We start from the raw sequence: 13,370 nt of genomic DNA on the forward strand, positions 1-13,370 counted from the left end.
TAAGAACAATAATTGGGGAATGACAATGAATTCCCCTTCGCTAAACTAACTTTTAGGGAGAATGATTCATGTCGACAACAGAAGAAAACAAAGCTATTTTGCGCCTTTGGTTAGAAGAGTTTTGGAATCAGGGAAATGATTCTTTAGTAGAAGAGTTAGTTTCTCCTAGTTTTACCAATCACCCGGCTGGCAATGTAATTCCAGCCAACGATCCAGAAGCTCTGAGAAATCAAGTAGTTAATTGGCGTGCTACATTTCCAGGTCAAATGACTATTGACAGTATAATCGCCGAAGAAGACTTGGTCGCAGCTCGCCTTACATGGCGAGGCGTGCATCAAGGCGAGTTCATGGGTATTCTTCCAACTGGTAAACCAATAGAACTAACTCTGATGGCTTTTGAACGCTTTGACGAGAATGGCAAGATGGCACAAGGCTGGGGAGAATTTGATATGCTGCGTCTCCTGCAACAAATTGGCGTTCCTTTAGAGGAAGCTACAAGATTTTAGATTATTTGAGTTCTTGTAGGATTTCCCCACGCTTTTATCAACAGCGACATGGTGAAAGATCTAATTAGTGGCGGCACTAATATTACAACCAGTTTGATTCACTGATAAAAATATGAACACACTAACCACTCTTACTGAGTTTGAAGTTAAACAGTTGGTAGACGATTGGTATCTAAAATTAGATGTCCACGCACCCATTTCCGAGGTTTTACCCTTATTAGCTGGTGAAACTCTAGAAATGCAGTTACCAGAAACTACATTGCATGGTCTAGATGGATTCAGATCTTGGTATGACCGTGTAATTCATACCTTCTTTGATGAAGTACACACTTTACAAACATTAGATATTGCAATCAATGGCGATTGCGCGGACGTTCACCTGGTCGTACGTTGGTCAGCTAGTCGCTGGAATGCACCAGCCCCAAAGAGCGAAAGATTAGCCTTTGATGCAGATCAAAGGTGGGTCGTAGTGCGATCGCCCCAGACTCAACAACCAGCGATTGTCACCTACATCGTCGACTCTTTAACTCCCTTGCCAGGATTCCCCAACCTTTAAATAACGGGGGATGGTGAATCAAAATATGATTTTAAAATTTTGTCGGATTTTAATCAAATAAAAAGGCTAAAAGCTAAAAGCTATGTACAGAAACATTTTGTGCCTCATACATCAAATTACTAAGGAGCATTTATGAACACTCAAAACATCATCAACAAATACTACGAATCTGCTAATGCTGGCGATTGGAATACCTGGGTATCACTATTCGCAGACAACATGGTCATGGACGAACAATTAGCAGGTCATCTAGAAGGAATCGAAACCTTACGAGGAGCAATTGGCGGACTCGAAACAGGTTATTCGCGCTTCCAAAATCAACCCCAAAAAATTGTCATTAATGGTCAAGAAGCGTGTGTTGTTTCCCACATTTCGGCGGCTAATGCTAGTGGTGTCCCAATAGAGGCAAATGTTGCCAACTATTTCCGCATCGAAGACGGCAAGATCGCATACATGGCAAATTTCCACGACACCAGACCCTTTGACCCTTTTGTCAATCAGAACGCGAGTTAATTTAAATAGCTCTTAGCTTTTAGCTTTTAGCTTTTAGCTTACCGTTCGAGTTACTTCAAAAGTCGAGAGTATCTATCAATGAATGAATTTGATTTTATCGTTGTGGGAGTTGGTTCCGCTGGTGCAGTGGTGGCTAATCGACTCACTGAAAACCCAGAAGTAAAAGTGCTGGCTTTAGAAGCTGGCAATCCTGAAATTCCCCCCAATGTTGCTAACCCCTCAGCCTGGCCCACCTTGCTGGGTTCAGAAGTGGACTGGAACTATACTAGCGTTCCTCAACCTGGTTTAGATGGGCGAATTACCCACGAACCGCGAGGCAAAATTCCTGGTGGTAGCAGCAATCTATATATAATGATGCACATCCGAGGGCATCAATCGGATTACGACAACTGGGCATACAATGGCTGTCCTGGCTGGTCTTACCAAGATCTTTTGCCCTATTTCCAAAAACTGGAAGATCAAGAAGATGATACCAGTCCTTGGGCAGGAAAAGGTGGCTCGTTATATGTTGCCAATGCCAAACTGCATAACCCAAATCCGACTTCGGAAGCATTTATTCAAGCTTGCCTAGAATTGGGGCATCCCTATACGCCGGACTTTAATGGTCCCAATATGGAAGGGACAGGCTGGCATCATGTCAACATTAAGGATGGCAAGCGTCAAAGTACCGCCGTTGCTTATCTCAACCCGATTTTAGAGCGACCAAATCTAACTATTAGTACCAATTCTCAGGCGACTCGGTTGTTATTCTCAGGCGATCGCTGTACAGGGGTAGAATACAGACAAAATGGTGAACTTAAAACCGCTCATGCCAACTGCGAAGTCATTGTTTGCAGCGGTGCGATCGAGTCGCCTAAGTTACTGTTGCTCTCGGGAATTGGCAACCCGAGCCACTTACAAGAATTTAATATTCCAGTCGTGGCAGATCTCCCAGGTGTCGGCGAAAACTTTCATAATCATGTCTTAGTTGGTGTCATTGCCGAAACTGACCAACCCGTACCACCACCAAATCAAAATCTTTCCGAAAGTGCCTTGTTCTGTAAATCCGAGCCTGGTTGGATTGGGCCAGACTTGCAGATTGCCTTCGTCCACGTTCCCTTTGATGTAATTATTGGTCAAAACTATCCGAATGCCATCAGCATTTTACCTGGCGTTGTTCGTCCCCTATCTCGCGGTTGGATACGATTGGCAAGTAACAATCCCTTAGATAAACCCTTAATTAACCCTAACTATCTGGGAGTTGAATCAGATTTAGAAAGGTTAATTCAAGGAGTGGAAATTGCTCGTGAAATCTTTGCGACTAAAGCTTTTTCTGGTTGGGTAAAGCAAGAGCTATTGCCTGGTTCAGACGTTAGCGATCGCACTCAATTACGGGCATTTGTCAAACAAAGAGCTGATTCTTATCACCATCAAGCGGGTTCTTGCAAAATGGGCAGCGATCGCCTGGCAGTTGTCGATCCCCATCTGCGGGTTTATGGCGTACAAGGATTACGGGTAGCCGATGCCAGTGTTATGCCTGTCGTGCCGTCGGGAAACTGTCATACAGGTATTTTGGCGATCGCCGAAAAGGTATCGGGCTTAATCAAACAGCAGCATTTACAGTGAACAGTGACCAGTGACCAGTGACCAGTTAATTCTTACTTACGACTTACCACGCACCACTTTTCTTATGACTTTACAAATTTTTTCTCAAGTTGCATTGACTTGCAAAGATCCACTGATAACTGAAGAATTCTACAGCAAACACTTTGGCTTTAAACGGGCCAGAGTTGCCAAACTGCCAGACGGCAGTCAAATTGTTTTTATCAAAATGGGCGATAGTGCTTTCTATTTTGAATTGTTTCAAGCAACGGAAAATTTACCCATTCCTCCCGCGATTAATGATGGTTATCAGTTTCCCTCCGTGCGTCATCTGGCTTTCAAAGTCGATGATGTAGATGCCAAATTAGCTGAGATGGGGAACGATGCCAAAATTACCCTCGGCCCCCTTAACTTTGATGATTACATCCCAGGCTGGCGTACGGTTTGGATTGCCGACCCTGACAGCAGAATTGTGGAGATCTCTCAGGGATTCGTTGATGAAATGTAATAGCTACTACTTACTACCTACTACCTACTACTTACTACTCAACCAATCAATAACAAAGCTTAAACGAGAAGTTTAAATCATGGCTACAGTTCAATTTACCTATTTTACAGGCTTAAGAAGATCGTTTGTTAACAACGTTCGCTTGACTGGAACTTGGGATAGTAATGGACGCTATTCTGACCAGTGGACATCTTTACCAATGCAACAGATAACTGGTGAAGATGGCTGTCCTTGCTTTACAGCGACAGTAAATTTAGATGATTCGCAAATCGGTCAACAATTTCGTTGGGGTGTGATCTTAGATGCACCAGCAGGAAATAATCTCTGGGGCATAATGACCGAAGAGAATGATCTTAATTCTAGAGAACGCGATCGCACTTTTACCCTACAAGCCCCCAGTAGCGAAATCCAACAAGAAAGCTACTACCTCACTCATTGCCGTCGTTTAGGAGCGCAGAAATCCTACAATGGCGCACCTCAACCAGGGATTCAGTTTGCCGTGTGGGCACCCAATGCCCGAAATGTGGAAGTTGTCTTCGGACAATCAAGTGGCTACATTGCAGATACTGGAGTAGGAGAGGATACTAGCCGTCCACGACTGCCACTGTCTCGCCTAGGGGATGGAACTTGGCAAACCAATGGCGCAGCACCTTTAGCTAATTTTACTGCCTTTGATCGCCTGCCTTATATGTTCAGAGTAACCAAAGCAGACGGACAGGTAGCCTATAAAACCGATATATATTCTCGCTGTCAGATGGGAAAAGGCAGAATCGATCCCAGTGAATCAGCTTTTTCGGGCGATTATCGGCAGCTTGACGGCTCAGTTAGCTGTTCAGTGATCATCGACCCCGATACAGTCACCAGAGAGCCTGAAGAGGAATTTTCCCCACAGCAGGTATTTGTTCCAGAATCGGAATTCTGGCAAAACGAATTCGATCCTAATCGCCCCGTACCTCGTCGCGTGGAAGACCTGGTGATCTACGAACTCCATGTCGGCGCTCTGGGAAGCGGTCAAAATCGACCAGGAAACTTTGAAGATGCGATGAGTTTATTGCCGTATTTAATAGAATTGGGCGTAAATGCGATCGAACTTCTTCCTTTATCTGAATTTAGAGATGAGGTTAATTGGGGGTATGAAACCTCTCACTACTTTGCCCTCGAATATAGTGCTGGGGGTAGAGATCAACTTAAACATTTTGTGAGAACCTGCCATCGTCAAGGAATCGCCGTGATTTTCGATGTTGTCTACAATCACTATTCTCCCGATGCTGGGCGTGCGGAATGGGCTTATGACTCAGATACTCCTGAACAAAATATTTATTACTGGTATGAGGGGAATTCCAGTAATTATCCCCAGCCAGATGGCGGTTATATAGATAACTACTCTACAGGCTTTGCTCCTCGCTTTTATGAGGAAATAGTGCGCAAAATGTTTATCAGTAGTGCTGCTACTTTAATTGAAGAATTTCATGTAGACGGATTCCGCGTCGATGCCACGGCTTCGATCCATTTATATAATGTGCTTCATGCCGATGGCAGGAGAACTGATAATGTCAATGTTTTTGGCGCAAAGTTCCTCAGAGAATGGACGCGAACCATGAAGCTAATCCGCCCTGAAGTGATGCTGATGGCAGAAGATCATTCCGATTGGGATGGAGTTACCGAGCCTGTGGACAATGGTGGTTTGGGATTTGATGCCACTTGGTATTCCAATTTTTACCACCATCTTGTCGGGGATGCTCAAGGAGGAACACAGTACGCTAGATTAATGACGACGGTGGGATACGGTGGCAACGAACCCTTGGCAATGGATTACTTTGCCGGCGCACTAGCAGCATCTAGCGATCGCAAAGTTGTCTATCATGAATCTCATGATGAGGCTGGTAACTCGCAAAACTCTAGACGAACTATATCAGCAGCAGTCAACTCTGCCCCCCTGATTGGAGAAACTCGCCGCTTTGCTGAAGCACGTTGTCGCTTTGCTTGTGGCATGACCATGCTGGCTGCGGGTACGCCCATGTTTATGATGGGTGAGGAAATTGGCGCCCAGAGATTTTATCGCTACTCAGATTTTTTGAGTAACAGGGAAGATCTTTTAGGCGAGCGCCAAGGGGACGGTCAACGGCTATTTAGATTTTATCAAGACATTATTCGCTTGCGGTTAGAACATTCGGGATTGCGATCGCACAATATCGATATTATCCACGTCCACAATGCCAACCGCATCATCGCTTTTAGGCGCTGGGATAATTCCGAAGAGTTGCTAGTGGTGGCAAGTCTCAATAATAGTCCTTTTGGCTCAGGATATGCGATCGAGAATTCTCGACTGGGAAATGGTACGTGGCGCGAGATTTTTAATAGTGATGCCGAACCTTATGGCGGAAATAGGATCGGCAATTTAGGCGGATCTATTGCTTCTAGTAACGGTCAAATTTATGTTGTCGTGCCAGCAAATGGATTTGTCGTCTTCCAGCGACTGTAACTGAAAAACTCTTAGCCCAGAATGAGAAAGGAACGCCATGACTGCTCAACTAGAATTAATTATTGAATCACAAGCGTTGCAAGGAGAATGCCCCTGTTGGCATCAGGAAAAGCAATTACTATATTGGGTTGATGTAGAAAAAAAACAACTGCACGTTTATCAGCCTGAAACTAAAACCAATCGGACAATCGAACTAGGAAAATTAGTTGGTTGCGTTGTTCCTAGAAAATCAGGTGGTGTTGTTTTAGGTTTAGAAAACGGCTTGGCTGCTTTGGATCTAGAAACAGAAGAACTTATATATCTCGGATCTCCTGAAAGTGATCTGCCATCAAATAGATTTAACGATGGTAAATGCGATCCAGCTGGGCGTTTTTTGGCAGGAACAATGCATAGAGATCAAGATGAGGAAGCCGCTAAGGAAGCTGGATCGTTATATTCCTTGGATCGCAATCTGACAGTTCGACGATTATTGGGGGATCTTACCGTTTCTAATGGGATGGGATGGAGTCCCGATTATTCGACGATGTATCTCATCGATTCTCCTACCAAAAACGTTTTTGCTTTTGATTACGATCTCAAGACGGGAAACATTAGTAACCGCAGAGTTGTAGTTACCATACCAGATGCGTCAGGGGGATATCCCGATGGCATGGCGATCGACCAAGAAGGCATGATTTGGGTAGCTTTGTGGGCGGGATTTAAGATCACTCGCTGGAATCCTCACACTGGGGAATTGCTGCAAAGTATTTCTATCCCTGCTCCTAATGTTACGTCATGCACATTTGGCGGTCTAAACATGAATGAGCTTTACATAACAACAGCTAGAAAAGATATGGATGAAGCTGCATTGGCTCAGTATCCCCAAGCTGGTGGCGTTTTCTGGTTGAAGACAGATGTCGTAGGCCTGAAAAATTTTGAATTTATAGGCTAAATTGCTCTGGCGAAAATGCCTTTTAAATAACGTTTAAAAATTACACACATTACTAATTATTGAGGAATTAACCATGGACCCTATTACAACAGTGATTGTGGCTGCTCTGGCTGAAAATCTAAGTCAAAATGCGTGCAAAGACGGTTATGCTGCTCTTAAAGAGGCTTTGAAGAAAAAGTTTGGGCATAAAAGCGATCTGGTTGATGCCGTCGATAAATTAGAAGAGAAGCCAGACTCAAAAGGTCGCCAAACCACATTACAAGAAGAAGTGGAAATCTCTAAGGTCAATGATGACCCTGATATTGGCAAGTTAGTTCAAGATTTACTCGACCAGATCAAAGAACAGCCTGGTGGACAGGCGATGATCAATCAAACTCAAACCAATACGGTGAGCGGTGTAAATGTTGGTGGAAATTTTGAATTTAAACCAGTTCAAGACGGAAGCAAGAGTTAAGGAAATAGAATCATGAAGTTATTTTGGTCTAAACTGCTGGCAAAAATAGGGCGAGGATTACTCAAGGTAGTGAGGTGAAGTTGTGAGCCAATGCCCTAATCCTAATTGTCTGCATCAGAATCTTACCAACACAAAGTTTTGTGTGAAGTGCGGTAATAAATTACGTTTAAGCGATCGCGAAGCGTGGAGGTCATCCAATCGCCGAAGGCATGGCGGTTGCGAAGCAAGTCCGCAGGACTCAGCCAATCGCCCATCTCAAGCACAAGATAACCTTATTATGGCTAACGTAAGCGATCGCTCATCTCAAGAACAAGATAACCTGGTTAAGAATGCTAACGTTGGGCGTGACTTGACCTTTGCGCCAGTTCAGAACATCATCGAGACGCAGATCATCCAGTCTTCGGTTGAGGTGGTCACTCAGCGAGAACTGAATAAAAATTCACCTTATCAAGGACTCAAAAGGTTTAACTTCAAAGACAGAGAGCGCTTTTTTGGCAGAGATAAGTTAATTGCCAGATTATTCGAGGCGGTGAATCGCAGCAACTTGAGTTTAGTGTTAGGGGCTTCTGGTAGTGGCAAGTCCTCTGTCGTGCGTGCTGGCTTAATTCCTGAGTTGAAGAAATCTCTGGAGTCTCAAATATTTTATGACTTCATTTTTACCCCCAATCAAGATCCCTTTGATTCTCTATATCGGTGTCTACTCAGCGAAGAAAAGGACTATAGCTTTAGTAAAGCAGAAGCTGAGATTGCCCTGGAAGCAAAGGCAGATAGCCTAGCTAAAGTGATTAGTACCTTAAGGAAGGATAAGGAACGATGGCTAATTTTTGTGGATCAATTCGAGGAATTGTTCACTATTTGTGACGATCTAGACAAACGCAAAAACTTTATTTTAGGTCTGGTTCAAGTTGCCAAGTCGGGGAATAGTTCGATCAAGATTGTATTGGCAATGCGGTCTGACTTTCTGGAACAGTTGAGTTTCTATCCCGATCTAGGTAATATTGCTAATCAAAATAATATCCATCTGGTGACTGAAATGTACCCAGATGAACTACGACAGGCGATCGAGCAGCCAGCAGCCAAGCATGGGGTTATGTTTGAACCAGGGTTAGTTGAACAAATTATCCAGGAAGTCGAAGGACAAAAAGGTTACCTTCCCTTATTGCAGTACACCCTGAATTTGCTTTGGGAAAGTGAATGTCAATCTTTCGATGCTAATGGTCGTCCTAATATCGAAGACCGTACCTTAAACAAGAAAAATTATGCAGCGTTGGAGGGTATAAGAGGGGCGCTGCAAAAGCGAATCAGCGAAATATACAACAATTTGAACCAAGACCAACAGACAGCTACTAAGCAAATATTTTTGAAGCTGGTGAATATTGTTGAGAATAATTCTGGCAGGAGAGCAGTTAGCAGACGGGCTGCTCGAGATGAATTTGTCGGTGAATCAGTAGAAAAAATCCTCAATAAATTCATTGAAGAAAAGTTGCTGGTTAGTAGTGGCGAATATTCAAGCACGAAAGGACTGCAAGTGATTGAAAGTAAGCACCTGAAGCAATCAGCAACGGTAGAAATTGCCCATGAAATTTTGCTCTCCTCTTGGGATGAGCTAAAATGCTGGCTTGACGAGGAAAAAGAAGCAATTATGCTCAAAAATTGGTTGGCTGGTGAGACAAGGCGGTGGCAAAAAATTCGCTCACAAGATCAGTCTAAAGCTCAAGATGAACTCTTAAAAGGCTCTCGATTAGCTCAGGTTGTAGAGTTTAGGCAGAAAGATACTTTTAAAAATGTTGGTGGCTTAAGACCAGAGGAAAGTGAATATATCGATGCCAGTATAGCAGAACGAGATCTTCGCCTCTGGGAAGCAGAAGCACGCAGAAAGAAGCTATTCATAGCAATTTCTAGCATATCTGTCGTTTTTGCTGGACTCGCACTTTTGGCAGGGATGCAGTGGCGACAAGCCGAACGGCAGAGAAACATCTTACAGTTGAGCGAACAGGCAGAGGAAGCCAGCAATTTACTTAGTGTCAACCCTGTAGAGGGGGTAGTTAGGGCTATAGCCCTCAATGGCGAGAGTAGAGACATATTTGGCGATCGCTTCGCACAAATTTTACCCCAAGTACGCTCTAGTTTACGGGATGCGATCGCCGTACCTACAGAAAGCAATGTCCTAAGAGGGCATCAAGGCCCAGTTTGGCAAGCTGCTTTTAGTCCTGATGGTCAAATTATTGCTAGTGCTGGTGATGATGGGACAGTGCGCTTGTGGGACAAACAGGGCAATCCTATTGGTCAACCCTTTCAAAGTCATCAAAGTCTTGTTCATTCAGTTGCCTTCAGTCCAGACGGGCAATATCTAGTTAGTGGCGGTGGTGACAACACAATTAGGCTGTCGAATAAACAGGGTAATCTTATCGGTCAGCCCTTTGTGGGTCATCATGGTAAAGTGCTGTCAGTTGCCTTCAGTCCTGATGGAAAGTATCTAGCCAGTAGCGGTGATGATAAGAGAGTGAGGCTATGGGATCTAAAAGGCAACCAAATCGGTCAGCCCTTTACGAGTCATCAAAATCTTGTTTATTCAGTCGCTTTCAGTCCAGACGGGCATTATCTAGTTAGTGGCGGTGGTGACAACACAATTAGGTTGTGGGACAAACAGGGTAATCTCATCGGTCAGCCCTTTAAGGGTCATCAAGACCATGTTTTCTCAGTCGCTTTTAGTCCAGACGGAAAAACGATCGCCAGTGGTAGTGCCGATAATACAATTCGGTTATGGGATCTAAAAGGCAATCAAATCGGTCAATCCCTCATCGGACACGAAGATTATGTCCGCTCAGTTACTTTTAGCCCTGATGGAAAGTATATTTTGAGTGGCAGCGATGATAAAACGATTCGGTTGTGGGATCTAGAAGGCAATCAAATCGGTCAATCCCTCATCGGACACGAATATTATCTTTACTCTGTTGCCTTCAGCCCTGATGGGGCAAGCATTGTTAGTAGTAGCGAAGATGGTACAGTTCGATTGTGGAATACAGCAGATTTCCAAAGCGATCGCACTCTAGTAGGACATCAGGATAAAGTCTTGTCTGTAGCCATCAGTCCCAATGGAGAATATATTGCTAGTGGCAGCGATGATCAAACGATTCGGTTGTGGGACAAACAGGGTAATCCTATCGCTCAGCCTTTTAGCGGGCATCAGAAGAAAGTCTTATCTGTAGCCATCAGTCCCAATGGGGAATACATTGCTAGTGGCAGTGATGATCAAACAATTCGGTTGTGGGACAAACAAGGCAAGGCGATCACTCCGCCTTTTATCGGGCATAAAAAAGCTGTCACCTCGGTTGCTTTTAGTCCTGATGGAGAATACATAATTAGTGGGAGTCGCGACGGTACGCTACGATTGTGGGATAAACAAGGCAAAGCAATCGCTCAACCTTTTATCGGGCATGAGACTGCCGTTTTCTCGGTTGCTTTTAGTCCCGATGGACAACATATCATCAGTGGTGGTAACGACAAGACGATTCGGTTGTGGGATTTAAACGGTAAGCAAATCGGTCAAACCTGGCATGGACATACAGATAAAGTCCACTCAGTTGCTTTTAGTCGTGATGGAGAATACATAGTTAGTGGTAGTCGCGATCGCACGCTGCGATTATGGGACAAACAAGGCAAGGCGATCGGTTCACCTTTTATCGGGCATGGCAGCGCTGTCTCCTCAGTTGCTTTTAGTCGTGATGGAGAATACATAGTTAGTGGTAGTCGCGATCGCACCCTACGATTATGGGACAAACAAGGCAAAGCGATCGGTCAACCATTATCAAGGCATGAAAGTCCCGTCAGTTCCGTTGCCATTAGTCCTGATGGGCAACAGATTGTCAGTGGCAGTTGGGACAAGACAGTACGGTTATGGCAGGGGGGTAGCTTCTCAACTTGGTTACAAGTAGCTTGCGATCGTTTGCGCGAGCATTCTCTGCTTACGTCATCTGCCACAAAAGAAGCCAAGGTTGCTAATAAAACTTGTGCCAAGATTAAGTAATTAAATTAGTTAACGCTAATCAATTAACGAAACGCAGGATTATGACGAATTAAACTCATAAACTCCTGCCGAGTTTTCGCATCATCGGCAAAGACACCTCTAACTGCACTGGTAGAAGTCCAAGAACTAGGTTTTTGCACTCCCCGCATTACCATACACATATGACTTGCTTCCACTACTACCGCTACCCCTTTAGGTTGTAATAATCCTTGGAGTGCGTCGGCGATTTGGGCGGTTAATCTTTCCTGTACTTGTAAACGCCGTCCGTACATTTCACAAATACGGGCAATCTTAGATAATCCAATTACTTTACCGTCGGGAATATAAGCCACATGAGCGCGACCGAGAATGGGTAAGATATGGTGTTCACAGGAGCTAAATAGGTCTATATCCCTAACCAAGACCATTTCATCTGCATTTTCCTGGAATACTGCCCCGTTAAGAAGTTCATCAAGGGATTGATGATAACCAGAAGTGAGAAACTTTAAAGCTTTAACTACTCTTTTAGGAGTATCTCTTAATCCTTCGCGGTCTGGGTCTTCTCCCAGTCCTAACAGCAAAGTCCTTACTGCTTGGCGCATCTCCTCTTCGGATACAGGAGGAGGACACGTCATTTGAGGTTTCCTCAAATGCGTGAGATGTTCGTGCTGTTGTGTAGTAGTTAATTTAGGTAGTTGCTGATTAATGTTGTCGATTTGATTGGGTTCGGATTTAGCTAAGGTCATAAATTGGCAATAGTTTAAATTAAACGGTAACAGAGGTAACAGAGGTAACAGAAGTAGCCAAACAGTCATTTAGCTGTTGGCGCAGTTTATCAGTATCTAGATGACGACCGATAAAAACTAGTTGGTTAACAGGAGGAGTAGACCAACGGTCAGACTTAAGATCACTGCGTTGTCCACATAGTTGAAATACATGGCGTAATTCGCTTCCGGCAAACCAAATAATTCCTTTTGCTCGAAATACTTCAACTGGAAGTTGATCGGTTAAAAACTTTTGAAATTTATAAACATCAAAGGGTTTGTCACTTTGAAATGACATGGAAACAAAACCATCGGCTTCTAAGTGAGGGGAATGATGGTGATCATGATGTTGGTGGTGTTCTTGCTCTTTCTTTTCGACATAACTAGCGATGGGCGTCGAAGGTACTCCGTCTTGAAAAGACCGAGCCTGCTTCGACTTCGTTAAACCCACATCTAAAATCAATGGCAATGGAACTTGAGCATAGTTTGTATAAATAATCCTGGGGCTTTTTTTAATGGAAGCAATATATGTTTCTAATCCTCGTAATTGCCCCTCGTCAACTAAATCAGTTTTATTTAACAACAAAATATCTGCAAAGGTAATCTGTTTAAAAGCTGCTTCGCTCTCGAAATGCTCTGGAGTAAAGGTTTCTGCATCAACTACGGTAATTACTGAATCAAGGCGAGTAAAATCTCGAAAATCAGAACCAACAAAAGTCAAAATTATTGGTAAAGGGTCGGCTACCCCAGTTGTTTCAATTATCAAACGATCTACTTTTTCTTCTTTGGCTAATATCCTTTGTACTGCTTTTACTAACCCTTCATTAATGGTGCAGCAAATACAACCATTGCTCAACTCCACCATGTCATCCTCATAGGAAATTAACAGCTGAGAATCAATATTGATATCTCCAAACTCATTGACTAATACTGCGACCTTTAAGTTATGGGTATTTTGCAGAATTTGATTGAGTAGGGTGGTTTTACCACTACCCAGAAATCCTGTGATGATGGTGACGGGTAATTCTGATGGAGAAATCTCTAGCATGGTGAAGAGAAGCAATTTAGT

General features: G+C 43.7%; 11 protein-coding genes. 9 read left to right on the forward strand and 2 right to left on the reverse strand.

What is annotated here, in order from left to right; genetic code table 11:
- The first annotated feature begins 68 nt into the window (after window positions 1-68).
- The 9 genes from C7B62_RS14595 (at window position 69) to C7B62_RS14635 (ending at window position 11,558) form a co-directional block, all read left to right on the forward strand.
- On the forward strand, window positions 69-506 hold the full coding sequence (locus C7B62_RS14595; RefSeq protein WP_106237727.1) for an ester cyclase: 438 nt from the start codon (window positions 69-71) through the stop codon (window positions 504-506).
- Window positions 507-618: 112 nt separating this feature from the next.
- Window positions 619-1,062 (forward strand): hypothetical protein, encoded by a 444-nt coding sequence (locus C7B62_RS14600; RefSeq protein WP_106237733.1) that lies wholly within the window; start codon window positions 619-621, stop codon window positions 1,060-1,062.
- Between the two features lie 132 nt (window positions 1,063-1,194).
- On the forward strand, window positions 1,195-1,575 hold the full coding sequence (locus C7B62_RS14605) for a nuclear transport factor 2 family protein (RefSeq protein WP_106237737.1): 381 nt from the start codon (window positions 1,195-1,197) through the stop codon (window positions 1,573-1,575).
- Window positions 1,576-1,653: 78 nt separating this feature from the next.
- Window positions 1,654-3,180: a GMC family oxidoreductase gene (locus tag C7B62_RS14610; RefSeq protein WP_106237742.1), complete on the forward strand. Its 1,527-nt coding sequence runs from the start codon at window positions 1,654-1,656 to the stop codon at window positions 3,178-3,180.
- 64 nt (window positions 3,181-3,244) lie between these two features.
- The gene (locus C7B62_RS14615; protein ID WP_106237771.1) at window positions 3,245-3,664 is read left to right on the forward strand and encodes a VOC family protein; all 420 of its coding nucleotides are present in this window, start codon (window positions 3,245-3,247) and stop codon (window positions 3,662-3,664) included.
- Between the two features lie 79 nt (window positions 3,665-3,743).
- Complete coding sequence (locus C7B62_RS14620; RefSeq protein ID WP_106237746.1) at window positions 3,744-6,146, forward strand: alpha-amylase family glycosyl hydrolase; 2,403 nt, start codon at window positions 3,744-3,746, stop codon at window positions 6,144-6,146.
- A gap of 37 nt (window positions 6,147-6,183) precedes the next feature.
- The gene (locus C7B62_RS14625) at window positions 6,184-7,077 is read left to right on the forward strand and encodes an SMP-30/gluconolactonase/LRE family protein (protein WP_106237750.1); all 894 of its coding nucleotides are present in this window, start codon (window positions 6,184-6,186) and stop codon (window positions 7,075-7,077) included.
- Between the two features lie 73 nt (window positions 7,078-7,150).
- On the forward strand, window positions 7,151-7,531 hold the full coding sequence (locus tag C7B62_RS14630; protein ID WP_106237754.1) for a hypothetical protein: 381 nt from the start codon (window positions 7,151-7,153) through the stop codon (window positions 7,529-7,531).
- Between the two features lie 82 nt (window positions 7,532-7,613).
- Window positions 7,614-11,558, forward strand: coding sequence for an AAA family ATPase (locus tag C7B62_RS14635; protein ID WP_146132109.1), 3,945 nt, complete (start codon window positions 7,614-7,616; stop codon window positions 11,556-11,558).
- A gap of 23 nt (window positions 11,559-11,581) precedes the next feature.
- Here C7B62_RS14635 and folE read toward each other — a convergent pair whose 3' ends face one another.
- On the reverse strand, window positions 11,582-12,283 hold the full coding sequence (folE, locus tag C7B62_RS14640; RefSeq protein WP_106237760.1) for a GTP cyclohydrolase I FolE: 702 nt from the start codon (window positions 12,281-12,283) through the stop codon (window positions 11,582-11,584).
- A 19-nt stretch (window positions 12,284-12,302) separates the two neighbouring features.
- Entirely contained in the window at window positions 12,303-13,349 is a 1,047-nt protein-coding gene (locus C7B62_RS14645; RefSeq protein WP_106237764.1) for a GTP-binding protein, read from the reverse strand.
- Window positions 13,350-13,370: the final 21 nt, after the last annotated feature.

The organism is Pleurocapsa sp. CCALA 161 (assembly GCF_003003995.1).
Lineage (GTDB): Bacteria > Cyanobacteriota > Cyanobacteriia > Cyanobacteriales > Xenococcaceae > Waterburya.

Coding starts and splice junctions, on each gene's coding strand:
- C7B62_RS14595 (WP_106237727.1), top strand. CDS start 69: ATGTCGACAACAGAAGAAAACAAAGCTATTTTGCGCCTTTGGTTAGAA.
- C7B62_RS14600 (WP_106237733.1), top strand. CDS start 619: ATGAACACACTAACCACTCTTACTGAGTTTGAAGTTAAACAGTTGGTA.
- C7B62_RS14605 (WP_106237737.1), top strand. CDS start 1,195: ATGAACACTCAAAACATCATCAACAAATACTACGAATCTGCTAATGCT.
- C7B62_RS14610 (WP_106237742.1), top strand. CDS start 1,654: ATGAATGAATTTGATTTTATCGTTGTGGGAGTTGGTTCCGCTGGTGCA.
- C7B62_RS14615 (WP_106237771.1), top strand. CDS start 3,245: ATGACTTTACAAATTTTTTCTCAAGTTGCATTGACTTGCAAAGATCCA.
- C7B62_RS14620 (WP_106237746.1), top strand. CDS start 3,744: ATGGCTACAGTTCAATTTACCTATTTTACAGGCTTAAGAAGATCGTTT.
- C7B62_RS14625 (WP_106237750.1), top strand. CDS start 6,184: ATGACTGCTCAACTAGAATTAATTATTGAATCACAAGCGTTGCAAGGA.
- C7B62_RS14630 (WP_106237754.1), top strand. CDS start 7,151: ATGGACCCTATTACAACAGTGATTGTGGCTGCTCTGGCTGAAAATCTA.
- folE (WP_106237760.1), bottom strand. CDS start 12,283: ATGACCTTAGCTAAATCCGAACCCAATCAAATCGACAACATTAATCAG.
- C7B62_RS14645 (WP_106237764.1), bottom strand. CDS start 13,349: ATGCTAGAGATTTCTCCATCAGAATTACCCGTCACCATCATCACAGGA.